The 23,497-nt window shown below is 72.7% G+C and carries 25 protein-coding genes; 12 read left to right on the forward strand and 13 right to left on the reverse strand.

Features of this window, described 5'->3' with window-relative positions; translation table 11 throughout:
* Positions 1-5 precede the first annotated feature (5 nt).
* Positions 6-1,673 carry a hypothetical protein gene (locus AB0K82_RS07565; RefSeq protein WP_364393980.1) on the forward strand — a complete coding sequence of 556 codons (1,668 nt, stop codon included), beginning with the start codon at positions 6-8 and terminating at the stop codon, positions 1,671-1,673.
* Here the strand turns inward: AB0K82_RS07565 and AB0K82_RS07570 are convergent.
* The 8 genes from AB0K82_RS07570 to AB0K82_RS07605 all read right to left on the reverse strand — a co-directional run bounded on the left by AB0K82_RS07570 (position 1,627) and on the right by AB0K82_RS07605 (position 9,057).
* Positions 1,627-2,217 carry a thiamine pyrophosphate-dependent enzyme gene (locus tag AB0K82_RS07570; protein ID WP_364393983.1) on the reverse strand — a complete coding sequence of 197 codons (591 nt, stop codon included), beginning with the start codon at positions 2,215-2,217 and terminating at the stop codon, positions 1,627-1,629. The two genes, AB0K82_RS07565 and AB0K82_RS07570, sit on opposite strands and share 47 nt — an antisense overlap.
* Before the next feature lie 23 nt (positions 2,218-2,240).
* The gene (locus tag AB0K82_RS07575) at positions 2,241-3,701 is read right to left on the reverse strand and encodes an aldehyde dehydrogenase family protein (protein WP_364393986.1); all 1,461 of its coding nucleotides are present in this window, start codon (positions 3,699-3,701) and stop codon (positions 2,241-2,243) included.
* Between the two features lie 78 nt (positions 3,702-3,779).
* Positions 3,780-4,229, reverse strand: coding sequence for a protein-tyrosine phosphatase family protein (locus AB0K82_RS07580; RefSeq protein WP_364393989.1), 450 nt, complete (start codon positions 4,227-4,229; stop codon positions 3,780-3,782).
* A complete protein-coding gene (locus AB0K82_RS07585) occupies positions 4,226-4,798 on the reverse strand; it encodes a CGNR zinc finger domain-containing protein (RefSeq protein WP_364393991.1) in 573 nt (190 codons plus the stop codon). The genes AB0K82_RS07580 and AB0K82_RS07585 overlap by 4 nt, the downstream gene beginning before the upstream one ends.
* A gap of 119 nt (positions 4,799-4,917) precedes the next feature.
* Positions 4,918-5,787: a helix-turn-helix domain-containing protein gene (locus AB0K82_RS07590; protein WP_364393994.1), complete on the reverse strand. Its 870-nt coding sequence runs from the start codon at positions 5,785-5,787 to the stop codon at positions 4,918-4,920.
* 137 nt (positions 5,788-5,924) lie between these two features.
* Positions 5,925-7,271, reverse strand: coding sequence for an acyltransferase (locus AB0K82_RS07595; protein WP_364393996.1), 1,347 nt, complete (start codon positions 7,269-7,271; stop codon positions 5,925-5,927).
* Complete coding sequence (locus AB0K82_RS07600; protein WP_364393999.1) at positions 7,268-7,579, reverse strand: hydantoinase B/oxoprolinase family protein; 312 nt, start codon at positions 7,577-7,579, stop codon at positions 7,268-7,270. Before AB0K82_RS07600 ends, AB0K82_RS07595 begins: the two co-directional genes overlap by 4 nt.
* Positions 7,576-9,057 carry an AAA family ATPase gene (locus AB0K82_RS07605; protein WP_364394001.1) on the reverse strand — a complete coding sequence of 494 codons (1,482 nt, stop codon included), beginning with the start codon at positions 9,055-9,057 and terminating at the stop codon, positions 7,576-7,578. Before AB0K82_RS07605 ends, AB0K82_RS07600 begins: the two co-directional genes overlap by 4 nt.
* A gap of 179 nt (positions 9,058-9,236) precedes the next feature.
* Between AB0K82_RS07605 and AB0K82_RS07610 the strand changes: the two genes are divergently transcribed.
* From AB0K82_RS07610 to AB0K82_RS07645, 8 genes are all read left to right on the forward strand, one after another.
* The gene (locus AB0K82_RS07610; protein ID WP_364394003.1) at positions 9,237-9,668 is read left to right on the forward strand and encodes a universal stress protein; all 432 of its coding nucleotides are present in this window, start codon (positions 9,237-9,239) and stop codon (positions 9,666-9,668) included.
* An 85-nt stretch (positions 9,669-9,753) separates the two neighbouring features.
* A complete protein-coding gene (locus tag AB0K82_RS07615) occupies positions 9,754-12,462 on the forward strand; it encodes a GNAT family N-acetyltransferase (protein ID WP_364394006.1) in 2,709 nt (902 codons plus the stop codon).
* 189 nt (positions 12,463-12,651) lie between these two features.
* On the forward strand, positions 12,652-13,749 hold the full coding sequence (locus AB0K82_RS07620; RefSeq protein WP_364394007.1) for a 4Fe-4S dicluster domain-containing protein: 1,098 nt from the start codon (positions 12,652-12,654) through the stop codon (positions 13,747-13,749).
* Positions 13,742-14,230 (forward strand): cyclic nucleotide-binding domain-containing protein, encoded by a 489-nt coding sequence (locus AB0K82_RS07625; RefSeq protein ID WP_364394009.1) that lies wholly within the window; start codon positions 13,742-13,744, stop codon positions 14,228-14,230. Before AB0K82_RS07620 ends, AB0K82_RS07625 begins: the two co-directional genes overlap by 8 nt.
* On the forward strand, positions 14,227-15,030 hold the full coding sequence (locus AB0K82_RS07630; RefSeq protein ID WP_364394010.1) for an FAD/NAD(P)-binding protein: 804 nt from the start codon (positions 14,227-14,229) through the stop codon (positions 15,028-15,030). Before AB0K82_RS07625 ends, AB0K82_RS07630 begins: the two co-directional genes overlap by 4 nt.
* Positions 15,031-15,792, forward strand: a complete 762-nt coding sequence (locus tag AB0K82_RS07635) for an oxidoreductase (protein ID WP_364394012.1) — start codon at positions 15,031-15,033, stop codon at positions 15,790-15,792. It abuts the gene before it with no gap.
* Positions 15,776-17,071 carry a nickel-dependent hydrogenase large subunit gene (locus AB0K82_RS07640; RefSeq protein ID WP_364394015.1) on the forward strand — a complete coding sequence of 432 codons (1,296 nt, stop codon included), beginning with the start codon at positions 15,776-15,778 and terminating at the stop codon, positions 17,069-17,071. Before AB0K82_RS07635 ends, AB0K82_RS07640 begins: the two co-directional genes overlap by 17 nt.
* 379 nt (positions 17,072-17,450) lie before the next feature.
* Positions 17,451-18,317 (forward strand): universal stress protein, encoded by an 867-nt coding sequence (locus AB0K82_RS07645; protein WP_364394018.1) that lies wholly within the window; start codon positions 17,451-17,453, stop codon positions 18,315-18,317.
* A gap of 103 nt (positions 18,318-18,420) precedes the next feature.
* Here AB0K82_RS07645 and AB0K82_RS07650 read toward each other — a convergent pair whose 3' ends face one another.
* The 4 genes from AB0K82_RS07650 to AB0K82_RS07665 form a co-directional block, all read right to left on the reverse strand.
* A complete protein-coding gene (locus AB0K82_RS07650; protein WP_364394020.1) occupies positions 18,421-18,780 on the reverse strand; it encodes a hypothetical protein in 360 nt (119 codons plus the stop codon).
* Positions 18,781-18,977: 197 nt separating this feature from the next.
* The gene (locus tag AB0K82_RS07655; RefSeq protein ID WP_364394023.1) at positions 18,978-19,385 is read right to left on the reverse strand and encodes an Hsp20/alpha crystallin family protein; all 408 of its coding nucleotides are present in this window, start codon (positions 19,383-19,385) and stop codon (positions 18,978-18,980) included.
* 183 nt (positions 19,386-19,568) lie between these two features.
* Complete coding sequence (locus AB0K82_RS07660) at positions 19,569-19,856, reverse strand: hypothetical protein (RefSeq protein WP_364394025.1); 288 nt, start codon at positions 19,854-19,856, stop codon at positions 19,569-19,571.
* Between the two features lie 78 nt (positions 19,857-19,934).
* Entirely contained in the window at positions 19,935-20,201 is a 267-nt protein-coding gene (locus AB0K82_RS07665) for a metal-sensitive transcriptional regulator (RefSeq protein ID WP_364394027.1), read from the reverse strand.
* A 205-nt stretch (positions 20,202-20,406) separates the two neighbouring features.
* Between AB0K82_RS07665 and AB0K82_RS07670 the strand changes: the two genes are divergently transcribed.
* The 3 genes from AB0K82_RS07670 to AB0K82_RS07680 all read left to right on the forward strand — a co-directional run bounded on the left by AB0K82_RS07670 (position 20,407) and on the right by AB0K82_RS07680 (position 23,188).
* Entirely contained in the window at positions 20,407-21,783 is a 1,377-nt protein-coding gene (locus AB0K82_RS07670; RefSeq protein ID WP_364394029.1) for an MBL fold metallo-hydrolase, read from the forward strand.
* A 2-nt stretch (positions 21,784-21,785) separates the two neighbouring features.
* A complete protein-coding gene (locus AB0K82_RS07675; RefSeq protein ID WP_364394031.1) occupies positions 21,786-22,526 on the forward strand; it encodes a sulfite exporter TauE/SafE family protein in 741 nt (246 codons plus the stop codon).
* A 95-nt stretch (positions 22,527-22,621) separates the two neighbouring features.
* Positions 22,622-23,188, forward strand: a complete 567-nt coding sequence (locus tag AB0K82_RS07680; protein ID WP_364394033.1) for a rhodanese-like domain-containing protein — start codon at positions 22,622-22,624, stop codon at positions 23,186-23,188.
* A gap of 103 nt (positions 23,189-23,291) precedes the next feature.
* On the opposite strand, the gene AB0K82_RS07685 is transcribed toward AB0K82_RS07680, so the two are convergent.
* On the reverse strand, positions 23,292-23,495 hold the full coding sequence (locus AB0K82_RS07685; RefSeq protein WP_364394036.1) for a ferredoxin: 204 nt from the start codon (positions 23,493-23,495) through the stop codon (positions 23,292-23,294).
* Positions 23,496-23,497: the final 2 nt, after the last annotated feature.

Consider the following 23,497-nt stretch of genomic DNA (forward strand, 5'->3'; position numbering starts at 1 on the left):
TGGTCATGGAGGGATCGGTGCTGTCGCCGCTCGTACGGCGGGGGTTCGGGCTGGTCACCGGCGTGCCGCGGAACGCCCTGGGGGCGGGCCGCGCCCTGTTCGATCTCCATCCGCGCAGACAGCGGCGGCAGGTGTGGGCCGAACACGGTCACGCGTACATCGACGTACGCGGAATCGACGGTGACGGCCGCGCGGCACGCGACCTGGCCGGTCACGCCACGGCGGCGGTACGTCACCTGCGGGGCGTGCGCTGGGCGGAGATCAACGCGGTCACCGGTCAGATGCTGGTGGCCTATGACGAACGCCGGGTCGGCGTCGACCGGCTGCTGGCCACGATCCGGAAGGTGGAAGACGACCGGGGGACCAGCGAGGAGGGCTTCTCCTGGACGCGGCCCGCTCACCCCGGCGATGGCGCGCCGATCGCGGCCGTGACCACCGAACTCGCGGTCGACTGTGTCGCGGTGCTCGCCGCCGTCGCCGAGAAGGTGTTCGCTCTGCCGCCCGTTCCACGCTGGATCCGGCTGCCGCTGGCCCTTCCCGATCTGTCGCCCGGCGTCCGCCGGAGGATCGACCGCCGGATCGGGCCCGTCGAGACGGACCTGGTGCTGGCGCTGGCGAACGCCGTCGTCCACGGGATGTCGGCCGGCATCCTCCCTCCCGCGGTCGACGCGCTCTACCGTTCCCTGCTGCTCGGCGAGACCTGGTCCCGCCGTCAGGTCTGGCGACGACGCGAGCCCGAGCTCTGCTCCTGCAGCGCGTGCGTGCCCTCCGAGGCTCCGGACCGCCCGCCGCGGCCGCGACCACGGCCGGGCGGGCCCGTCGAGAAGTGGTGCCAGGTGGTCGAGTCGGCGGCTCTCGGCGCGGCCGCGGCGACTCTGGCGTTGACCAGGCGGCCCGGCCGGGCCGGCGACACGATCCTGGTCATGGTGCCGAAGGCGGCGACGTACGGGCGGGAGGGCTTCGCCGCCGTGACCGCCTGGGGGCTGGCCGGACGGGGGATCCTGCCGCTCGACGCGGGAGCGTACCGGCGGCTCGACCGGGTGTCGGCGATCGTCATCGACTCGGCCGTCCTGCGCACCGGGCACCTGCCGGCCCCGACCTCCGGCGCCGTGCTGGACGCGGCGCGTGCGACCGGCGCCAAGGTGTGCCTCACCGACCGGTCGAACGCCGCCGACCTCCGCCCCCTCGCCGATGAAATGCTCAGCGTCGGCACCGGCCTGACGGCGCACGTACGGCGGCTGCAGGAGGAGGGGCAGACGGTGCTGGTCGTCTCCGAGGCCGACTGCGATGCGCTCGCCGCCGCCGACGTCGGGGTCGCCGTGCCGGCTCCCGGCAGCTCGACGTGCTGGTCGGGGGACCTGATCTGCCGTGCCCGAACCGGGGACGTCTGGTACGTCCTGCGGGCGGTCGCGGCGGCCCGGCCGGTCAGCGAGCACGGTGTGCGGCTGGCTCAGGCCGGATCCGCGCTCGGGGTCCTCCTGGCCTTCGCCGGCCCCCGGCGTACGTACGGGCCGGGTGCCGTCACCGCGACCTACCTGGCCGCTCTGCTCGCTCTGCTCTGGGGCGCCGCCGCCGGGCTGCGGGTCACCATGGCGACCCCGCCGGTGCGCGTCCCCGCGTGCCTGGCTATTCCGGATGTTCGTTCTGGGCGCGGTCACGGAGCCGGCCGATGATGCCGGAGGCCGCCTGTCCGATCCGGCCGGGGACGGCACGGACCGGGGCGGCCGCGAAGCCCGCCTCGTCCAGGACGTCCTTGACCATCTGCAGGGCGATCCGGTTGTGGTTCGGGGTGCCGGCGCGCAGGGCTTCGAGCAGCTTCTGCGCCTGCTCCTTCTTCACCTTGGCGGGCATGGGCGGTTCATGCTGGTCGACGCCGCACTCGACGATGACGGGGCCGTCCCAGCCCAGGGCCTGGTCCAGCTGCTCGGCGCAGGTGGCGGGGTCGTCGATGCGGACCCCGCGCGCGCCGCGCGCCTCGGCGAACTTGACGAAACTGAACGACTGCCCGCGACGGATCTTGATCTGCCGGGCCGCCCAGGTGGTGACCGTGCCCGAGTCGCCGCAGGCGATCGCGTCCGGGGCCATCGCCTCATTCAGCGACCAGGCGGGCACCTGGGGCGTCATGGGCAGGTTCCGGCGGGTGCCGTGTTCCTCCATCAGCGCCCACCACGCGCGCATCCCCTTCTGCGCCCGATCCAGGAAGGAGCGGTCCACCACGCCCCCACCTCGGACGGCCGACCTCAGAACGGGTAGTGCGCGTGCTGGGTGGCGAGGGTGACCCAGCGGGTGTTGGAGAAGGCCTCGATGCCCCAGCGGCCACCGAAACGACCGTAGCCGGAGGCATTGAAACCGCCGAACGGCGCCTGCGGTTCGTCGCCGACGGACTGGTCGTTGACGTGGACGATGCCGGTCTTGACGCGGCGGGCCACGCGCAGCCCGTGGCTGCCGTTCTCGGTGATGATCCCGGCGGACAGACCGTTGTCGGTGTCGTTGGCCAGCGTGACGGCCTCGTCGTCGGTCGAGAATCGTCGCAGGACGCAGACCGGCCCGAACGCCTCGGTGTAATGGAGATCGGCGTTCTCGGGGACATCGGTCAGCACCGTCGCCGGATGGATGGCGCCATCCGGCTCACCGCCTCCGGCCAGCACGGTGGCGCCCTTGTCCACCGCGTCCCGGACCAGCGCGGCGACGCGCTGTGCGGCCTCCGGACCGATCAGCGGGCCGATCACCGTGGCCGGCTCCATCGGGCTGCCGGACGGCAACGCGGCGACCTTGGCGACGAACTTTCCCGTGAACTCCTCGGCCAGCGACTCATGCACCAGGATTCGGTCACCGGACATGCAGATCTGTCCGGCGTTCATGAAGACGGCGAAGGCGGCGGCGTCGACCGCGTAGTCCACATCGGCGTCATCCAGGACGATGACGGCGTTCTTGCCGCCGAGTTCGAGCACCGCCGGCTTCAGATGCCGCGCGGCATGGGTGCCGATGATCCGGCCGACACCGGTGGAGCCGGTGAAGTTCACCGCGCGGACGCGCGGGTCGGCGATCAGCGCCTCGGCGATGCCGGGCCCGTCGGCGGGATCGTTGGTGATCACGTTGAGGACGCCGTCGGGCAGGCCGGCGTCACGCAGCACGTCCGCGATGAACAGACCGCAGGCCAGCGGGGCGTTCTCGCTCGGCTTCAACACCACGGTGTTACCGGCGGCGAGTGCGGCGGCGACCGCGCGGGTGCCGAGGATCAAGGGGGCGTTCCAGGGCGAGAACGCGGCGACTACGCCGACCGGCTCACGGACCGCGAGTCCGAGGGCGCCGTCCTCCTGGGCCGAGAGCACCTCGCCGTGCGGCGCCGTGATCGCGGCTGCGGCCTCGCGCAGCATGCCGGCGGCGAGCGCCACGTTGAAGTACGCCCATGGCCGGGTGCCGCCGACCTCGCCGGCCATCAGTTCGGCGGCCTGGTCGCCGCGCTCTTCGAGCAGGTCGGCGGCCTTGAGGAAGATCGCCCGCCGGGCGAACGGGCGCACGGCGGCCCAGTCCTCGAACGCGGAGTCGGCCGCGTCCACGGCCAGGGTGACATCCTCGACCCCCGCCGCGGCCACGGTGGCGTACACCTCGCCGGTATAGGGGGCGACGTCCCGGGTGGTGCGGCCGGACCGGGCGGGCACGTCCTTACCGCCGATGAACAGATCACGCGCGATGGTCATGGGACTCCTTGTCGAGGGGCGGAGGCCCAGAGGATACGCAAGAGTATTCCGGCGTTCAGGCGTTCACCCTGGACAGGGTCAGGGGGCGACCCGTGGGAAACGCAACACCCAGCGGCGTTGCCAGGGGGTTTCCACGGCTTTGGGGTGGTGGTGTTCGCGGGTCCACGTGATCGCGTCGGTGGGAGCCACTCCGGACAGGATGGCCAGGCAGGCGATGACCGTTCCGGTCCGGCCGACGCCGCCGCCGCACGCGACCTCGGCCGGCGCGCCGGCCCTCGCCTGTTCGTGCAGGTGGTGGATCTGCCGAATGGCCTCGTGGGGGTCGCGGGGCAGCAGGAAGTCGGGCCAGTCGATCCAGGTGTGGGGCCAGGGCAACGCGGCCTGGTGGCGGCGGCGAAGCCGGCCGGACCCGAGGTAGAGGCCGAGGCCGGGCGTGGGGCCTTCGGGCGGTGGACGGCGCAGGCCACGGCCGCGGATGTAGGTGCCGTCGGGCAGGCGGACGCTACCGGGCAGCGGCGACGTGTTCATCGGATCGGGCTCCATTCGCGTTGGCGCGCGCGGTGGTTGGCGACGTTGACGCGGTTACCGCACAGGTCGGGCATGCAGTAGCGGCGGCGTCCGGCCCGGCTGATGTCGGCGAAGACCCCTCGGCAGCCGGGGGCCGCGCAGGGACGAAAGCGCTCGTGCCCCAGCGTTCGCACGACCCCCAGGACGCCGATGGCGACGAGTGCCGCCAGTTCGTCCGCGAGGCGGGCTCCCGGCGCGGTGGGGACCCGCCACTCCCACCGTTCCGCGTCCGCCCGTTCCAGGGTCGGGGGCAGCCCGGCGCGCCGGATCAGCACGGTCGCGCCGGCGACGGCCTGTTCGGCGGTCTCGGTCTCGATGATCCCCCGCACCTCGCGGCGCAGGAGATGCACCTGCCGGACGTCCTCGTCGGTGGGCGGGTCGTCTCGTCGCAGTCGGTGTCCGGCGAGGAAGTCCGCCAGCGCGATCGGGCCGGGCAGCGCGTCTTCGCCGGCCCGCACGGTGGGTGAGGTGGCGACCAGGTCGTTCGCGACCGCCACGCCCCACGCGTAGTCCTCGACGGGGATCCGCATGGCACCTCCTTGTAATAGGTATAGCAGAGCTATGACCCTTACGCCTCATCGGCCGGCACGACCACCGCTCGGTTCCGGAGACGGTCACGGCGGCGTCCCGGAACCGCGCCGCGCGACCGTCAGTCAGATCCGCTGCCGGCGGGAGGACGGGTGCATCGCCGCGTGCCGATGGAGAGCCGGACGCAGGCGACGCCGGTATCCGGGCCGGATACGGCCACGACAGGGGTGACGGCGCCGGTGCCGACGCGGACCTTCGCCTTGACCGTGTGCGGGTGGGGCCCGCCGGTGAACTCCAGGCGGTCGTAGCGGTGGCTGCCGGTCAGCTGTGCCCAGGCCGCCTTACACACCGCGCTGTAGCGGATCTCAAGGTCGGCGTCGCCGATCCGGAGGGCCGCGGTCGTCACCGCGTCCCGGTCACAGCCCAGTGCGGCGGCGGTGCAGTCGTGGCGGTGGCAGCGGGAGGTCACAGCGGGCGTCGGAGCCTCAGGTGAGGCGATGCGTCCGGCGCGTGGCGAGGTCGACGAGGTGAGTGCCCACGCCGCGGTCAGCCCGCCGACCGCGAGCACGGTCGCGCCCGTGACCACGGCGAGGGCCCGCCTGCCGGAGCGTGGCCGCTCGGACCCGCTCGGCGATGGCCCGGCCAGGGCGGGGCGGTCGTCCGGGTCCCGCCCGGCCTGCTGCCCTTCGTGGGCCGGGCCGGCCGGCGACGTGGTGCCGTCACGGCGGCTGCGGGCGGCCTCGGCGATTTCCCAGAGCGCCATCAAGAGCGCCTCGTCTGCCCCGGCGAGTGCGCCGAGCGCGGCGACGACGTCCCGGGGCGGCAGGACCTGGCCGCCCAGGTAACGGCTCCACGCGGACTTGCTGCAGGAGGTCTTGCGCGCCAGGACGGCCAGGCTCAGCCCGGTCTCGTCCTTGAGAGTACGCAGCCGCACCGCCAGGTGCCGTACCTCGGGTTCGAGAGTGTCCGGCAGTGGTGACCACGCCCCCATGAGGGTCCCTTCGTCCCGCCCGGCGCGCCCCGGCCCGCCGGGGAAGCCTCACCCTTGCCGGTCACTACCTGAGACGTTCCGCGGCCCGCCCCGGTTCACGATGCAACATGACGCCAGGGGCCACCGAGCACAAGAGGTCACCGGCTGATCTGGGTTCTCCGGCCCGGCCGGACGCGCATCCCTCCTGCCACGATGAGCAGGAGGACCCCGGTGGCGTAGGCGGCGAGAACGGGGAAGGGGAGCCGGCCGCTCGGGGCGAATCCATGCGCCGAGACCCCGGCCAGGGCGACGCCGACCGCACCGACCCCGGCCGCGAGCAGGGGCCATGCCTCCCGGCGGAGCGGCCCGATGTCCGTACGCCGCCGCGCGAGGGCCAGGCGCTCCGCGGGCCGCAGCGCCAAGGCGATCGGTACGAACAGGACCGTGAGCGTGACCACCCAGATCAGGCGCTGGCGCAGCCAGGCCGGCGACCCGACCGGGACGGAGGGGAGCAGACCGGTGGGGTACAGGGCGATCGCCGCGAGGATCACCGGTGCCATGTGCCACAGGTACAGCGTCATGACCACTCGATTGGCTCGCGTCACCGCCCGCCACAGGCCCGGCCGGAGCAACAGGCGTGTCATGGCCGGTTCGGCGGCGAGCAGCAGTCCTGCCTGGCCGATGGCGAACGCGAGGAGAGCGGTCGAAGGCGGTGCGGAGTTCTTGATCCGCGCACCGGGAACCCCGACCATGCTCACCGGGAAGGGACCGAGCCACACCAGGCCCGCCAGGACGGTGATCCCGATGGCGGCCAGTGTCAGTGGCCGCCGCCTGGTGCGGGTGAGGACGCCGTCATGCCAGGCGAAGCCCAGTTGGTATATCGCTCCCCACACCAGCAGGTAGTCCACCCATCCCAGCAGTGGGGGATTGGACGACAGGACCGCCGTGTTCACCCCAGCGGCGCCGACGGCGAGCACGGCCGGTACCCCGAGGCCCCACCGCCGGTGGGCGGCATGCAGCCCGGGTGTGGCGGCCAGCAGTCCGAGGTACACCGGCAGGAACCACAGGTGGAAGGCCACCGCCCACCCCGCGCGGGCGAGCACGGCTGGGGCGACCGTGGCGGCACGGCAGACGGCGACGATGGCCACGGCCGCCAGGAGGTACGCCGTGGTGGGCCCCACGAGCCGTACGGCCCGGCCGTACAGCCAGCAGCCCCAGCCCTCGCCGCGGGCGCGGTGAGAGGTCCAGGACGCCGCGTTGGCGAAGCCTCCCGCCAGGAAGAAGACCGGCATCACCTGGAACGGCAGGGAGAGCCACCCGGTCCACGGAAGTCGTGCCATCACGTCCTGCCCGCCCAGGCGACCACCGTGGTACGTGATCGATATCGCCAGCCAGTGGCCGAGTACCACCAGGACCACCGCGACGACGCGCAGGAAGTCGACGTACCGGTTACGGGACCGCCCCAGGACGCGATCCCCACGCGGACGGTCCCCGCTCGTCTTCACGGTGGGTCCGGGTGGCCGTGGCCGCCCCCGCCCGGTGTCTCGACGACGAAGACGTCCTCGGCACCGACCGGTAGCGAGTCGCAACCCCGCGTCGTGGTCACGGAGCCGGCCGCGTGCCCCACCCGCTGTCGGCCGACTCCGCCGGGTCCGCCGCCGGCCGTACCGTACGGTCGGACGCGGCGGTGACCGGCGAGCCTGGTCATGTGGGTCTGCGCGATGGAGGCGCCGTCGAAGCCGTCACCGGCGCCGGAGGCGCCGGACACCGTCTCGTAGTACCGGTGGTCGTCGCCGAACGTCACATTGTTCATGGTTCCGCGGCCTTCGGCCAGGCGTGGTCCGGACCGTGCGGCCGGACGGACCTCAGTGCTCGCTCGGTGGAGTCTTCGACCGGCCCGGACGTATCGACCGTGGTCGCCTCCGGCCATGGGGAGGCCGATTCCGCCATCTGGGCGGCGATCGCCGGGCCGGCGTCCGATACGCCGCGGGGGCGGGTGCGCAGGCGTTGGTCGGCGAGCGGGGTCTCGCACCGCAGGGGGATCAGATCTGCGTGTGCCTGCTCGGCGGCGCGGGCGGCGTCGGCGCGAAGCCGGGCGGAGGTCCAGGAGGCGTCGACGATGACGGATTCGCCATAGGAGAGGAGCCGGGTCGCGCGGGCGAGGAGTTCGGCGTACGTGCGCCTGGTCCAGAAGGCGTTGTAGATGCCGGCGCCGTACGGCGCCGATGCCGGGGTCTCGGGCGCGATCTCGGCCAGTTCCTTGCGCACGCGGTCACTGTTGAGGACGGTGTACCCGAGCCGGTCGCCGAGGGCTTCGCTGAGGGCGCTCTTGCCCGTGCCGGGCAGGCCGCCCACCAGGATCAGGCCGACCGAGCCGGCGTTCAGGTGACGCAGCGCGATCTCGGTGAAGCGGCCGACGTCGTCGGCCGCCCGCGTGTCGCCCTGACCCCAGCGCAGGCATCCGACCTTGGCGCGAACGAACGCGCGGTAGGCCACGTAGTGGTGGCGCAGCGACGGCGGGGCGGGGTCGTCGGCGTATTCGGCGTACCAGGAGATGAAGCGCTCGGCGAGGTGCGGGGCGTTCAGGCGTTCCAGGTCCATGGCGAGGAACGCGGCGTCGTCGAGCCCGTCGAGCCACCGCAGGCGATCGTCGAAGTCCAGGCAGTCGAGCACGCGAGGGCCGTCGTCCAGGCAGAAGATGTCGTCGGCCATCAGGTCGCCGTGCCCGTCGACGACGCGTCCTTCCTTGATCCTGGCGGTGAAGAGCGGTTCGCGTGACTCCAGGAAACGCAACGTCAGCCGTTCCACCTCTTCGGCGTCGGAGGCGGCGATGGCGCGCTCGTGGAACGGCCGGACCTGCGCGAAGCTCTCGGTCCACCGCGCACGAAGCGCGTCTCGCGTCCCCTGCGCGGAGATCCGGGTGCTCCGCGGCGAGGCGGTGTGGGCACGGGCCACCAGGCGGGCGATCGCCCGCAGCGCGTCGTCGACCGGAGCACGGGCCCGTACCAGGTTCGAGAGGCGACGTTCGGCCGGCATCCGGCGCATGACGACGAGGTGGTCGCAGGGAGTCTCCGGCGACATCGTCACGTCGGCGACGCCCAGGTAGACGTCCGGGGCGAACCGCCGGTTGAGCTCGACCTCGCGGTGACAGGCCCGCTCCCGGAGCTCGCGCGTGGAGAAGTCGAGGAAGCCGAGATTCACCGGCTTCTTCATCTTGTAGGCCCGGTCTCCGGTGAAGAACACCACCCCCGCATGCGTCTCGGCGACGTCAGCGGCCCAAGAAGTCTCCATCGCGCCTCCTCTCACATTGGCAGGCTGTCGTGACGGACCCCGGCCTCACCAGGGGCGTCGGTCCCGGTAACCCTGCCCGAAGGCCCCTGGGCACCGGCGGTTCGGTCGTCTGGACTCGATTCGAGGCGGTGGCGTGGAGGCCCCCATGGGCCGCCTCGCCGGTGCGGAAGGAGGCGGTGATGGCGGAGATCGTGGTGGGTTTCGACGGATCGGCCGATGCGCGGGTGGCGCTGGAGTGGGCCGTCGCGGAGGCGGAGCGGTGGAAGGCTCCGGTGACGGCCGTGACCGTGGTCCCACGCATGGTGACCGTCGGCGCGGGCGCTCCGATGCTGGGCCCGGTCGACCGGGAGGCGCTTCAGGCCATGGGCGACGTCACGCGCGCGGCGGCGGACAAGGCCGCGGCGGGGCATGAGGTGTCGATCAGGATACGGGCGATCACCGGCGTGCCCGCCGAGGAGCTTTTGAACGCCTCCGCGGGCGCCGACCTGCTGGTCGTCGGATCGCGGGGGCACGGCGGGTTCGCTCGGCTGCTCCTCGGCTCGGTGAGCGGCCAATGCGTTCACCACGCCGATTGTCCGGTCGTCGTCGTCCCGTCACGCCCCCGAGGCTGACGAGGCTCCGGCACGGGCCGAAGGTCCTACGCCTCGGTGACCTCGGCCCGCTGACGGGGCGGTTCGGCCGGTCGAGGCTTGGAACATGGCCGAACGAGGGCGGGCAGGCGCGGTGGGCGGTGGCTCCGTACGCGGAGAGGCGGCAGCGGCGGAGCGCGCGTCGACGGAGCCGACGTTCGCGTTGCTCACCGACGGCACGGCGATCCAGGTCCGCGAGATCCGCCCGGATGACCTCGACGCCGTCCGTGACCTGCACCGTGGCATGTCACCGGACAACCTCTATCTCCGCTTCTTCGGTCTGGGACCGCGGATCACCGAAGAGGAGTCCGTTCGGCTGTGCCGGACACCCGGGCCGGCCCATGCCGTTCTGGGCGCCTGGCTCGGCGCCGAACTCGTCGGCGTCGCGAACTACGAGCCGACAGGCGAGCCCGGCGTCGCGGAGATCGCGCTGGCCGTGGCGGACGAGATGCACCACCGCGGGGTCGGCACCCTGCTGCTGGAGCACCTGGTCTCGCTGGCCCGCTCCCGAGGCATCCGTGAGTTCCGGGCCGACACGCTGGCGCAGAACGTCGAGATGCTGCGCGTGTTCGCCGCGGCGGGACTGGCCGTGCGCCACGACCTCGCCGGTGGCGTGGTCGACGTGCGGATGCCGCTGGCGGCGGACATGCGGTATCTCGACGCCGTCGCCGAGCGTGAGCGTCAGGCGGACGTCGCCAGCCTGGGTCACCTGCTGTGTCCGGCATCCGTGGCGGTGGTCGGCGCCGGCCGCCGTCCCGGATCGGTCGGTGCGGCGATCCTGCGCAATCTGGTCGCCGGTGGTTTCCCCGGAGCGGTCTACGCGGTCAATCCCCGGGCGGGGGAGCGGCTGGCGGGCGTGCCGTGCGCGCCCTCGGTGGCCGCGTTGCCGGAAGCCCCGGAACTCGCCGTGCTCGCGGTGCCCCCGGAGGCGGTGGTCCAGGTCGCCGAGGAGTGCGGCCTGCGAGGGGTCCGGGCCCTCGTGGTGATCACGTCGGGCGGTGACGGTCGCGCCCTGCTCGCGACCTGCCGGCGGTACGGCATGCGGCTGGTGGGGCCCAACTGTCTCGGCGTCTCCGATAGCGCGGTACGGCTCGACGCGACGTTCGCCGCGCTGCCGGTGCGGCCCGGCGCGGCCGGGGTCGTCGTACAGTCCGGCGGGGTGGGCATCGCGCTCCGGGACCATCTGTCCCGGCTGGACGTCGGCGTGTCGTCCTTCGCCTCGGCCGGGGACAAGTACGACGTCAGCAGCAACGATCTTCTGCTGTGGTGGGAGGCGGACCCGGCGACCCGCCTGGGCGTCCTGCATGTCGAGTCGTACGGCAACCCGCGTAAGTTCGCGCGTACCGCCCGGCGCGTCGGCCGCCGCGTGCCGCTGCTCACCGTCGTGGCGGGACGGTCCACGGCAGGACGGCGGGCGGCGGCCTCGCACACGGCTGCGGCGGCGACCCCGACGGTGACGCAGGAGGCGCTGTTCCGGCAGGCCGGGATCATCGCGACGCACGGCCTCGGTGAACTCCTCGACACCGCCGCGCTGCTCGCCCACCAGCCGATACCGGCCGGGGACCGCGTCGCCATCGTCTCGAACGCCGGAGGCGCGGGCGTGCTGGCCGCGGACGCCTGCGCGGACACCGGCCTGACCGCCGCGGCACTGGGCGCGGAGACCGTCCGGGAGCTGACGCGGCTGCTGCCGCGCGGGGCCGCCTGTGCCGGCCCGGTCGACACCACCGCGGCGATCGACCCCGAACGGTTCACCCGCTGCCTGGACCTGGTCGCCGCCGACGACGGCGTGGACGCCGTCCTCGCCCTGGTCGTCCCGACCGCCGTCTCCGACCTGGCCTCCGCCGTGGTGGCCGGGGGCGCCGCCAAGCCGCTCGCGGCGATCGTCCTCGGCCAGCCGGAATCGGTGCGCGTCCGGTACGGGCCCGATGGACGCCGTGTCCCCTCCTACGCCTTCCCCGAGGACGCGGTCCGCGCCCTCGCCCGCGCCCGCTCCCGCGGCCGATGGCTCGAACGTCCGGCCGGGAACGAACCGCGCCTCCCCGATGTACGGGAGAACACGGTCAACCGGATCACCCGTCGCCTCATCGAGGAGGTTCCCGAGGGTGGCTGGCTCCCGATCGCCGACACGATGGAGCTCCTGGAGGCCTACGGGCTGCCCCTGGCGGAATGGCGGCCGGTGACCCGCGCCGACGACGCCGTACGCGCCGCGGCCGAACTCGGCGATCACGTCGCGCTGAAGGCCGACGTACCGGGGATCGTCCACAAGAGCGACGCCGGCGCCGTCCGGCTGGACCTGCGGGGCGCGGCCGACGTCCGGCGCGCCTACGCGGACCTGGCCGCCCGGTTCGGCGATCGGCTCAGGGCGGTGCTGGTGCAGCGGATGGCACCCGGCGGGGTCGAGACCCTCTGCGGGATCACGCAGGAGCCGGTCTTCGGGCCGTTGGTCGTCTTCGGCCTGGGCGGAGTGGCCACGGAGGTGCTGGGCGACCGCTCCGCCCGGCTCACCCCGCTCACGGACGTGGACGCCGCAGACCTGGTCCGTTCGGTGCGCGGCGCGCCCCTGCTGTTCGGCCACCGTGGGGCGCCGGCGGTGGACGCTCCGGCGCTGGAGGACGTCCTGCTGCGCCTCGCCCGGCTCGCCGACGATCATCCGGACGTCGCCGAGATCGACCTGAATCCGGTGATCGCCCGGCCCGAGGGCGTCGTGGCCGTCGACGCGCGGGTCCGCGTCGTGCCGGGCCGGCGGTGGGACCCCTACCTTCGCCGGCTGCGCTGAGCCTGAGCCCGGGCGGGTCCTCGTGCCCGCCGGAACCGGTGGCGGATCACACGCCGCCGCCCCCGGCCCGACCGGGGGACGCGGGAGGACCGAGTGACCCCGGGGAGAGGGGACTTTGGGCCCTCCCCGCCGGAGGACGACGTGGCGAGGCTGAAGAGAGGGGGGAACGTCCGGCGAGGAGGCATGTCCATGGCCTGGATCCTCGACGGTGTGGCGGGACTGCACGCCGCGCTGGTCGACTCGGGTTACACGGTGATCGGTCCGACGGTCCGCGACCGGGCGATCGTCCTGGCCGAGCTGGCCTCGGCCGACGATCTCCCCTACGGCTGGGGGGTCGCGCTGGAACCGGGTGGTTACCGGATCCGGCGCCGGGCGGACTCGGCCGCGTTCGCGCACTCGGCGGGGCCGCAGTCATGGAAGCCGTTCCTGCACCCGCCGCGGCGCAAGCTGTGGGAGGCGCGGCGTACCGACGACGGCTTCGAGATCGGCGAGACCCGGGAGGAGCCGCCGCGCTACGCGTTCCTGGGGGTGCGGCCCTGCGATCTGCGGGCCATCGGGATCCTCGACCAGGTCCTCGCCGGCGGCCGGCACCCCGACGACGCCTACGCGGCGCGCCGGGACGGGGTGTTCATCATCGTCGTCAACTGCACCGAGCCGGGGGAGACGTGCTTCTGCGTCTCGATGGGCACCGGGCCGGGCGCCGACTCCGGTTACGACCTGGCGTTGACCGAGTTCGCGGAGGAGGGGCGGTTCCTCGTCGACGTCGGCACCGACGCGGGGGCCGACCTGCTGTCGCGGATCGAGCACCGTGCGGCGGACGTCGTGACCGAGACGCGGGCGCGGGCGGAGGTGGACGCGGCGGCCGGCCGGATGGGCCGGGAGATGCCCGCCGAGGGCCTGCGGGACCTGATGGCCGGCACGCTGGACGCCGCCCGCTGGGACGACGTCGCCTCCCGCTGCCTGACCTGCGGCAACTGCACCATGGTCTGCCCGACCTGTTTCTGCACGACCGTCGAGGACGTCACCGACCTGACCGGGGAGCACGCCGAGCGGTGGCAGCGGTGGGACTCCTGCTTCGACCTCGACTTCTCCCACCTTCAGGGCGGCAGCGTGCGTACGTCGGCCAAGAGCCGCTACCGGCAGTGGCTCACCCACAAGCTCGGCACCTGGCACGACCAGTTCGGCTCTTCGGGATGCGTCGGCTGCGGGCGGTGCATCGTCTGGTGCCCGGTCGGCATCGACCTGACCGAAGAGGTGGCCGCACTCCGGGAGGAGAACCATGGGTGAACGGACGACCGCACTGCCGAGCTCGGCGCTGACCGGCCACTCCTTCGTCCGGGGAATGCCGGAACGCCAGATCGACAGCCTGGCGGCGGTGGCGCGGTACGTGGAGGTCCCCGCCGGATACCGCCTGTTCGAGGAAGGGCAGCGGGCGGACCGGTTCTGGTTGATCCAGGCCGGCCGGGTCTCCCTCGACCTGCACATCCCGGGCCGCGGCACCGTGATCGTCGAGACGCTCGGGCGGGGCACCGTGCTCGGCTGGTCATGGCTCTTCCCGCCGTACGCCTGGCGGTTCGGAGCGCTCGCCGCCGAGCCGGTCCGGGCGATCGCCCTGGACGCCCGGGCGGTACGCACGATGTGCGCCGAGGACCCGGCACTGGGATACGAGCTGACCCGCCGGTTCGCCGCCGTCATGCTCGACCGGCTGCAGAACACCCGCATGCGGCTGCTCGACCTGTACGGCGCGCCGTGGGGACGGCATGAATGACGGCCATGACCCCGGCCCGGTACCGGGTGGCGGAACGCCGGGAGGAGACCCACGACACGGCGACGCTCGTCCTGCGGCCGTGCGGCGAGCCGATCCCGCCCGTACGGCCCGGCCAGTTCACGATGATGTACGCGTTCGGCATCGGGGAGGCGCCCATCTCCGTCAGCCGTACCGGCACGGTCATCGAGCAGACGGTCCGCGACGTCGGCGCGGTCAGTCGCGCCCTGGCCACCAGCGAACCGGGCCGGATGATCGGCGTCCGCGGCCCGTACGGCGTCGGATGGGGCGTCGAGGACGTGGCCGGCCGGGACCTCGTCTTCGCCGGCGGCGGGATCGGGCTCGCGCCACTGCGCCCCGCTCTGCTGTACGCGCTGGAACGCCGCGAATCCTACGGCGCCATCACGGTCCTCATCGGTGCCCGTACTCCGGCCGACCTGCTGTATCAGGCGGAGCTCGACCGGTGGCGCCACCACGGCGCACGCGTGGAGGTGACGGTCGACCACGCCGGCGACGGCTGGCCGGGGCGCGTCGGGCTGATCACCACGCTGCTGGACCTGGTCGACGCCGACCCGGCGAACACCACGGCCTTCATCTGCGGCCCGGAGATCATGATGCGCCTGACCGCGCAGGCGCTCTGCGACGGCGGGACCACCGACGTGCGGATCTCTCTCGAACGCAACATGCGCTGCGGCGTCGGATGGTGCGGCCACTGCCAGCTCGGCTCCTGGCTGATCTGCCGCGACGGCCCGGTCGTGGCCTACCGGGACGCCGCGCCGGAGCTCGCGGTGAAGGAGCGGTAGATGGCCCCGAAGCTCGCCGTGTGGAAGTTCGCCTCCTGCGACGGCTGCCAGCTCACCCTTCTCGACTGCGAGGACGAGCTGCTGACGCTGGCGGGCGAGATCGAGATCGCGCACTTCCTCGAGGCCTCCAGCGCCGTGACGGACGGCCCGTACGACGTGTCGCTTGTCGAAGGCTCGATCTCGACCCCGGCCGACGCTGAGAGGATCCAGCACGTGAGGAGGATCTCCCGGAGGCTCGTCACGATCGGCGCCTGCGCCACCGCCGGCGGCATCCAGGCCCTCCGCAATTTCGCCGACGTCGAGGAGTTCCGCTCCGCGGTCTACGCCACGCCCGAGTACGTCGCCACGCTCGCCGACTCCACAGCGATCTCGGCCCATGTGCCGGTCGACTTCGAGCTGCGGGGCTGCCCGATCGACCGGCGGCAGCTCCTCGAAGTGCTGTCCGCCTTCCTGGCCGGGCGTAAGCCCGGCATCCCCGACCATCCGGTCTGCTTCGAGTGCAAGATGCGCGGCACCGTGTGCGTCATGGTCGCCCACGGCACCCCCTGCCTCGGACCGGTCACCCACACCGGCTGCGGAGCGATCTGCCCCGCCTACGGACGCGGCTGCTACGGCTGCTTCGGCCCCTCCGCGCGGCCCAACACCGGCTCGCTCAAGACCTGGCTCGGCGACCTCGGCATGACGCGCCCCGACATGGATCGCGTCTTCTCGACCTTCAACGTCGCCGCGTTCAAGGAGATCCCGGATGACCCACCGGCGTGAGCGGCTCCTGAGCGTCGGCGCCCTGGCGCGGGTGGAGGGCGAGGGCGCGATGTACGTACGGATCGCCGGCGACCGGGTCGCGGAGATCCGGTTGAACATCTACGAGCCACCGCGTTTCTTCGAGGCCCTCCTGCGGGGCCGCGCGTACACCGAGCCGCCGGACATCACCTCCCGGATCTGCGGGATCTGCCCCGTCGCCTACCAGCTCAGCGCGTGCCGGGCCGTGGAGGACGCGTGCGGCGTCGCGGTCGAGGGGCCGCTGAACGACCTGCGCCGCCTGCTCTACTGCGGAGAGTGGATCGAGAGCCACGCCCTGCACATCTACCTGCTGCACGCCCCGGACTTCCTCGGCTGCTCCAGCGCCATCGAGATGGCCCGCGACCATCGGCCGCTGGTCGAACGCGGTCTCGCGCTCAAGAAGGCCGGCAACGCGATCATCGAGCTGCTCGGCGGCCGGGCCATCCACCCGATCAACGTACGGATCGGCGGGTTCCACCGGATCCCGGTCCCCGCCGAGCTGTCCCGGCTCGTACCGCAGCTCCGGCGGGCGCTCCAGGACGCGCTCGACACCGTCCACTGGGTCGCCGGCTTCGAGTTCCCCGACCTGACGATCGACCATGAGTTCCTCGCGCTCACGGGCGAGGACTATCCGCTGGAACGCGGCACGCCCCGGACCACCACGGGTGCTGCCTTCGAGGTCGCCGGCTTCGAGGAGCAGGTGATCGAGGAGCAGGTTCCGCACTCCACCGCCCTGCACGCCCGGCTCGCGCACGGCGGCCGGTACCTCACCGGGCCGCTGGCACGATTCGCGCTGAACCGCGACCTGCTCTCGCCGCTGGCACGAGAGGCCGCGCACGCCGCCGGGCTCGCCGGGCAGTGCCGCAACCCGGCCCAGAGCATCGTCGTCCGCGCCGTCGAGATCGTCCATGCCGTCGAGGAGGCGCTGCGGATCATCGCCGCCTACCGGCCCCCGCCGCGGCCGTACGTCCCGCTGCGGCCGCGGGCGGGCCGCGGGCACGGCGCGACCGAGGCTCCCCGCGGGGTGCTGTTCCACCGCTACGACATCGACGCGGACGGTGTCCTGACCTCGGCCCGGATCGTCCCGCCCACCTCGCAGAACCAGGCGGCCATCGAGGAGGATCTGCGCCGCCTGGTGCAGGATCGCCTCGACCTCGACGACGCCGCCCTCACCGCCGCATGCGAGCAGGCGATTCGCAGCTACGACCCGTGCATCTCCTGCGCCGCCCACTTCCTCGACCTGGACATAGTGCGCTCGTGACGCGAGTCGCCCCGGGCGTTCACCGGACATCGATCTGACGAGCCCGGTGGTGGATCCCCCCGGGAATCCTCGGTTCCGCCGCAGCGGCCCCGACGGGGGCGGCGTCCAGGGGCCGGATGCCCCAGTGACCGCGGTACCGGAGTTCCATGGTCGGCCCGGGCAGGCGGGCCTCCCTCGCGAGAAGGATCGTGGGTTCCGCCATCTCCCGTCGTGCGGGAGATCTCAAGGCCACACGGACGTCGTCCGGGGGACCTTCGACCTCTGGCGGCCGTCACCGTCGGCGGATGCGATGGGAGGCGAGACCGTGCTCATCCCGAGCCGGCCCGCTCGCCGTACCCGATCGTGCCGGCGGGGCGACAGCGGGAGGAAGGGGCTGATCATGAGCGAGATCATCGTCGGGACCGACGGCTCGGACCAGAGCCTCCGAGCGGTCGAATGGGCGGCCGATGAGGCGGTCCGCCGAGCTCTGCCCCTGCGGATCGTGCTCGCCGAGGCCGAGTGGATGTACGACACCCCGGTCGACCCGCGGCTCGGAGCCGTACGGGAATGGCTGCTGACCGGCGGCAGGGACCTGCTGGCGAGAGCGGTCTCCACCGCTCGCGAACGCGTCCCCGGCGTCATGGTCCAGGCGGAGACCGCGCCCGGTCAGGTGGCCCGCGTGCTCCTGAGCAAGGCGGGGAACGCGGCGATGATCGTGCTGGGCGGCCATGGCATGGGCGCGGCGACCGGTCTGCTGCTGGGCTCGACGACACTGCAGGTCGTCACGCACGCGAGAGTCCCCACCGTGGTCGTACGGGACCTGGAACCCGCGGTACGGCGGGAGGTCGTGGTCGGAGTGGATGGATCGGCGGTCGGCGAGCCGGCCGTCGGGTTCGCGTTCGAGGAGGCCGCGCTCCGTAAAGCGCGGCTGCGCGCTCTCCACGTCTGGTCCCATCCCGCCTCGAGAGGGCCGGGTGACATGCAGCCACTGGTCTACGACCCCCAGATCGTGGCCGAAGAGGAGCTGCGTCTGGTGGAGACGTCGTTGGCCACCTGGCAGGACAAGTTCCCCGAGGTCGAGGTCGTCTTCGACGTCGAGCACGGCCGTCCGGCGCGAATCCTGGCCGGCGCCTCCGCGCGCGCCGATCTTCTCGTCGTGGGCACCCGGGGAAGGGGAGGTTTCAGCGGCCTGCTGCTGGGATCGGTCAGCCACGCCTTGCTGCACCGCGCGCACTGCCCGCTGGCCGTCGTGCCGACCGTCCGCTGATCTCGCCGCCGTCCCAGCCCCGGCCGGACGCCGGGTGATCAAAGAGGAATCAAGGTCAGGAGGCCGGAATGTACGTCGTCCGTATCGGTATCAATTCGTACGGTCAGGGCAGTCCCGCCATGGCGGGCTCGGCGACGAGCCGCATCTGGGCCAGATCGTCGATCACCACGTCCGCGCCGTGGTCACGCAGAGCGGCCGCCTCGCCGGTGCGGTCGACCCCCACGACCAGGCCGAAGGCGCCATGCCGGCCGGCCGAGACACCGGCGAGCGACTGCTCGACGACCGCCGTCCGCGCCGGTGGCGTCCTCAGCCGCAGGGCCGCCTCCAGCAACAGGCCGGGTTCGGCTTGGACGGGCATACCCGTCCCAGGGGCGTCCAGGCCGTCCAGCCGCACGTCGAACATGTCCGTGACGCCCGCCCGGTTGAGCAGCTCCGCCGCGTACCACTCGACGGAGCTGCTCAACCGGGCGGGCGCTGTCGATGACGACGCCGTCGACCTCGAAGATGATCGCCTCGATGTCGTCACCGAGTACGCATCGGCAGGTCTTCATGGCGGGCTCCTGATTCCTCTGTGCCGGTCGGGCACGTCACCGGGCGACTGCCGCCTTGACCGAACGCCCCGACTCGACACGGGCGGTGGGATCACCGGCGGGCCGGTGCTCAGTGCTGGATCGGAATGCGGCGTGTGGCCTCTTTCGCCTCCTGCAGCGGCACGGTGACCGTGAGGATGCCCTGGTCGTAAGCCGCCGTGATGTCCTCCTCGCGCACACGATCCGGCAGCCGGACGTGGCGTTCGTAGGTGCCGTACCGGAACTCGGAGTGACGGCGTCCCTCGCGCCGTTCCTCGCGTTCGGCGCGGATCGTCAGGATCCCTCGCGAGACACTGATCTCAACGTCGCGGCTCGGGTCGATGCCCGGCAGTTCGGCTCGGATGACGTACTTGTCGTCATCGAGGTAGTCCTCGATACGGATGGCCTGGGCGGTGAAGGGCCGTAGCGTGGTGAACGGCATCTCCATCAGGTCGAAGAGATCCGGGAGTCTGGGCTCCCTGCGGGCTGGTGTTCCCATGGGATCCTCCTCAGCTGGACTGCACCTTCATCCCAGGCGAATCCCCGGCCGGAACGTAGAGGCGGATTTCCCTCCCATTCGAGGACTTCCGTCCCTGCTCGCAGGGCCGCGCCGTCGATCAAGCACTCGCCGAGCACTCCGCGGGTCAGCCGGAATCGTCGTCCGGGCCGATGCGTTCGTGCGTCACCCCACCCGGATGGAGGGGAGCCGGCCCTCCCGGATGGCGGCCAGCTTGCCTCCTTCCGCGGTGCGCCGGATCCTCCCCTTCGCCGTGCGGGGGTAACCGCAGGCGATCAGCGCCGTCCGCCTGCGCCGGTGGCCGTCGTCGAACGGGTGCTCACGCCGCGCCTGGCGCTGACGATCGCCGGGCACCTGGTCTTCACCGGCGGGCGGCACGTCCTGGTCATCATGGCGGACATGCTCGGCTACGGCGAGGCGCTGCTGGATACCGTCGCTGACCGCGGCGATCATCCGGATCGACCTGGCCCCCGAAGAGGACGAGCGCTTCGACCGGGCGCGCCTGCCGCGCGCCCGGCCCGGCCGCGGACCCTAGGCCAGGGCGAGGAAGAGCTTCTCCAGTTCCGCCTCGGTGAGGGGCGGTGCCTCGCCGTCGGCGGCGGTCAGGCACTGGCGCATGCCGGTGGCCACGATCTTGAAGCCGGCGCGGTCCAGGGCGCGGGAGACCGCGGCGAGCTGGGTCACCACGTCCTTGCAGTCACGCCCGGCCTCGATCATCGCGATCACCCCGGCCAACTGGCCCTGGGCGCGGCGCAGGCGGTTGAGTACCGCGTTCATCGCCTCTTCTTCTCCGCCCATGGGGTACCTCCTCGGGATTCGGCGCCCGCCCATGGTACCCCAGGGGGTATGGAGTGGTGCGGCCCGTACGGAGGCTCGCGCCGCCCGGCCGGTCGGCCTTCCCCAGCTCCCCGGAGACACCCCGCGTTCGGAAGATACGGGTGGGGGTATATGTTGTGTCCCGCCGAACATATACCCAGGGGGGTATTTCGGGAAGGAGGATGGCATGTACTTCGTCGAGACGCTGACCATGGAGGGGCTGGGCAATCGCAGTTACCTGGCCGGTGGGCGCACCGCCGCGGTGGCGGTGGACCCGCCCCGGGACATCGATCAGGTCCTGGCCGTGGCGGCCCGGCGGGGGGTGCGGATCACGCATGTGGTGGAGACCCACCTGCACAACGACTACGTCACCGGCGGTCTGGACCTGGCTCGCCTGACGGGGGCGCGCTACCTCGTCCCGGCCGGCGCCCGCGTCGCTTTCGACCGGATGCCGGTGACCGATGGCGACACCGTCACGGTGGAGGACGGTCTGGTGCTGCGGGCGGTGGCCACCCCCGGGCACACCCCGCACCACACCTCCTACGTCCTGGAGGACGGCGGGACACCGGTGGCCGCGTTCACCGGCGGGTCGCTGCTGATCGGCGCCGTCGGCCGTCCTGACCTGGTCGATCCTCGGCTGACCGAACAGCTCGCCCGCGCCCAGCACGCCTCCGCGCACCGTCTGGCCCGGCTTCCGGACCAGGTGCGGGTGCTGCCCACGCACGGGTTCGGCAGCTTCTGCTCCTCCGCCCAGACGCAGGGGGAGTGCACCACGATCGGCGCCGAGAAGGCGCGGAACATGGCGCTGACCAAGGACGTCGACGCGTTCGTCGCCGAGCTGCTGGCCGACCTCGACGACGTCCCCGCCTACTACACCCACATGAGCCCGGCCAACGCCACAGGTCCGGCCCCGGTCGACCTGACCGAGCCGCAGCGCGCGGACGCCGCGCAGATCGCCGAGCGGCTGGCCGCCGGCGAGTGGGTGGTCGACCTGCGCAATCGCATCGCCTTCGCCGACGGCCACGTCGCCGGCGCGCTCAACTTCGAGCTCGACGGCAAGCTCGCCACCTACCTGGCCTGGCTCATCCCCTGGGGCAGGCCGGTCACCCTGCTCGCCGAGAGCCCCGAGCAGCTCGCCGTCGCCCAGCGGGAGCTGGTGCGCGTGGGCATCGACCGTCCCGCCGCGGCCGCCACCGGTGCCCCCGAGCGGTGGGCGACCGATCCGGCGGCGCTGCGCTCGTACCCCCGTGCCGACTTCGCCGAGCTGGCCGAGGCCCGTGCCCGGGGCGAGGACCTGGTCGTGCTGGACGTGCGGCGCGCCTCCGAGCGGGCCACGGGACACATCGAGGGGTCGGTGCACATCCCGCTGCACCAACTGCAGCAGCGCCTGCACGAGGTCCCGGACGGGAATGTGTGGGTGCACTGCGGCAGCGGCCTGCGCGCCGCGATCGCCGCCTCCCTGCTGGACGCCGTCGGCCGTCAGGTCGTCGCCGTCGACGACGACTTCCCCGCGGCTTACGACGCCGACCTGGTCGTACCGGGGCGGCACGGGCAGATCGTGTGACCGTGCTTCCCCTGGCCCTCATCGCCGGAGGCGCGGTCGGCCTGGCACTGGGCGGGCTGGGCGGCGGAGGCAGCATGCTCGCCGTCCCCGCCCTGATCTACCTGTTGCGGTTCAGCCCCTCCCAGGCCACCACCGCCAGCCTGCTGATCGTCGCCACGACCTCCCTGATCGGACTGCTCGCCCACGCCAGGGCGGGCCGGGTCCGCTGGCGCACCGGCACCCTGTTCGCCACCGCAGGTCTGCCGGCGGCGGCGGCCGCCGGAGCGATCTCCGCCCATCTCCCCGGCGCGCTGCTGAGCGCGGCCTTCGCCCTGGCGGCGGGCCTGGCCGCCTGGCGCATGCTCGCCCCGGGACCCGACACGGTGCCGGGCACCGCGGCCGGTCCGGGCAAGGCCGCCGCCGCGGGCTCCGGCCTCGGCGCGGTGACCGGCCTGCTCGGGGTCGGTGGCGGCTTCCTGACCGTACCCGCCCTGGTATTCGTCCTCGCCCTCCCCATGGCCGAGGCGATCGGAACCAGCCTGCTGGTGATCAGCGTCAATTCCCTGGCCGCCCTCATACCTCGGGCGGGTGGCACCGGCGCCATCGACTGGTCGGTCGTCGGGCCCTTCACCGGCACGGCCGTCCTCGGCGCCTGGAAGGGCAAACGGTGGGCGGAGAAGCTCTCCGACGGCACGGTGCAGAAGATCTTCGCGATCGCCCTGCTGGCCGTCGCCGCGCTCATGTTCGTCGACGCCCTGCGCTGAGCCACGCCCACCGCACCCGGTGCTCACCGGCCACGTCCCGCACGGCCGGGTCACCACCCGGCCGTTCCCGCCCTGATGGATCCAAAGGACTCTCGATGGACTCGACCATGACCCCGCAGCAGTTGCACTCCCGTCTCGGCGACCTCACGGTCATCGATGTGCGCTCCCCAGGGGAGTACGCCGGCGGCCACATAGCAGGCGCCCACAACATTCCCCTCGACCAGCTCCAGCCAGCCCTGTCCGTGCTGCGTGCCGCCGCCGAACGCGGCGGGCTGGCCCTCGTGTGCGCCTCCGGCGCCCGATCACAGACCGCCTGCGGCCGGTTGGCGGCGGCGGGCATCCCCGCCATCACTCTGGTGGGTGGTACCAGTGCCTGGGCACAGGGCGGACGCCCCCTCGACCGGCAGCCGGACGGTAGGACGGTCTGGGCGATGGACCGCCAGGTCCGGCTCGCCGCCGGCTCGCTGGTCGTCCTCGGTCTGATCGTCGACCTGTTCGTGCCCGGCGTCCGCTGGATCTCGGCAGCCGTCGGCGCCGGGCTGGTGTTCTCCGCCTTGACCAACACCTGCGGCATGGCGGCGCTGCTCGCCAGGCTTCCGCACAACCGGCGCGCCAACGCCGCGTTCGACCTGCAGGCCACACTGAACGCTCTGCGGGACTGACGCCGCGACCGCCGTCGGCCGGCCCCCGGCGGCGGAGACCTCCCACACCGACAAACCTTCGGCAACGACCGGCTGGCCTGCCTTTGAGGTCTCGACCAGCCGGTCAGCGCGTGCGGTCGCGTTCGAGCAGCAGTGCCAGGGTGGGGCAGTCCGCCACCGCGCGGCGCGCCAGCGGCAGCAGCCGGTCGGGCAGGGGCCCGACGATCGGGTATCCCCACTCGTCCAGGTCGATCGTCTCCGGAAGGAGCTCGGCGCACAGGCCGTGCCCTGTGCAGGCGATCGGGTCGACCCTGAGCCGCCATGGCATGG

This window comes from Actinoallomurus sp. NPDC052274 (assembly GCF_040679475.1).
GTDB lineage: Bacteria > Actinomycetota > Actinomycetes > Streptosporangiales > Streptosporangiaceae > Actinoallomurus > Actinoallomurus liliacearum.

Excerpts from the sequence above, each read along its gene's own strand:
- AB0K82_RS07645 (WP_364394018.1), top strand. The coding sequence starts at position 17,451 with ATGAGCGAGATCATCGTCGGGACCGACGGCTCGGACCAGAGCCTCCGA.
- AB0K82_RS07670 (WP_364394029.1), top strand. The coding sequence starts at position 20,407 with ATGTACTTCGTCGAGACGCTGACCATGGAGGGGCTGGGCAATCGCAGT.
- AB0K82_RS07610 (WP_364394003.1), top strand. The coding sequence starts at position 9,237 with ATGGCGGAGATCGTGGTGGGTTTCGACGGATCGGCCGATGCGCGGGTG.
- AB0K82_RS07575 (WP_364393986.1), bottom strand. The coding sequence starts at position 3,701 with ATGACCATCGCGCGTGATCTGTTCATCGGCGGTAAGGACGTGCCCGCC.
- AB0K82_RS07590 (WP_364393994.1), bottom strand. The coding sequence starts at position 5,787 with ATGGGGGCGTGGTCACCACTGCCGGACACTCTCGAACCCGAGGTACGG.
- AB0K82_RS07640 (WP_364394015.1), top strand. The coding sequence starts at position 15,776 with ATGACCCACCGGCGTGAGCGGCTCCTGAGCGTCGGCGCCCTGGCGCGG.
- AB0K82_RS07660 (WP_364394025.1), bottom strand. The coding sequence starts at position 19,856 with ATGATCGCCGCGGTCAGCGACGGTATCCAGCAGCGCCTCGCCGTAGCC.
- AB0K82_RS07685 (WP_364394036.1), bottom strand. The coding sequence starts at position 23,495 with ATGCCATGGCGGCTCAGGGTCGACCCGATCGCCTGCACAGGGCACGGC.
- AB0K82_RS07680 (WP_364394033.1), top strand. The coding sequence starts at position 22,622 with ATGGACTCGACCATGACCCCGCAGCAGTTGCACTCCCGTCTCGGCGAC.
- AB0K82_RS07635 (WP_364394012.1), top strand. The coding sequence starts at position 15,031 with ATGGCCCCGAAGCTCGCCGTGTGGAAGTTCGCCTCCTGCGACGGCTGC.
- AB0K82_RS07585 (WP_364393991.1), bottom strand. The coding sequence starts at position 4,798 with ATGCGGATCCCCGTCGAGGACTACGCGTGGGGCGTGGCGGTCGCGAAC.
- AB0K82_RS07620 (WP_364394007.1), top strand. The coding sequence starts at position 12,652 with ATGGCCTGGATCCTCGACGGTGTGGCGGGACTGCACGCCGCGCTGGTC.
- AB0K82_RS07630 (WP_364394010.1), top strand. The coding sequence starts at position 14,227 with ATGACGGCCATGACCCCGGCCCGGTACCGGGTGGCGGAACGCCGGGAG.
- AB0K82_RS07580 (WP_364393989.1), bottom strand. The coding sequence starts at position 4,229 with ATGAACACGTCGCCGCTGCCCGGTAGCGTCCGCCTGCCCGACGGCACC.
- AB0K82_RS07600 (WP_364393999.1), bottom strand. The coding sequence starts at position 7,579 with ATGAACAATGTGACGTTCGGCGACGACCACCGGTACTACGAGACGGTG.
- AB0K82_RS07625 (WP_364394009.1), top strand. The coding sequence starts at position 13,742 with ATGGGTGAACGGACGACCGCACTGCCGAGCTCGGCGCTGACCGGCCAC.
- AB0K82_RS07565 (WP_364393980.1), top strand. The coding sequence starts at position 6 with ATGGAGGGATCGGTGCTGTCGCCGCTCGTACGGCGGGGGTTCGGGCTG.
- AB0K82_RS07655 (WP_364394023.1), bottom strand. The coding sequence starts at position 19,385 with ATGGGAACACCAGCCCGCAGGGAGCCCAGACTCCCGGATCTCTTCGAC.
- AB0K82_RS07605 (WP_364394001.1), bottom strand. The coding sequence starts at position 9,057 with ATGGAGACTTCTTGGGCCGCTGACGTCGCCGAGACGCATGCGGGGGTG.
- AB0K82_RS07615 (WP_364394006.1), top strand. The coding sequence starts at position 9,754 with ATGGCCGAACGAGGGCGGGCAGGCGCGGTGGGCGGTGGCTCCGTACGC.
- AB0K82_RS07665 (WP_364394027.1), bottom strand. The coding sequence starts at position 20,201 with ATGGGCGGAGAAGAAGAGGCGATGAACGCGGTACTCAACCGCCTGCGC.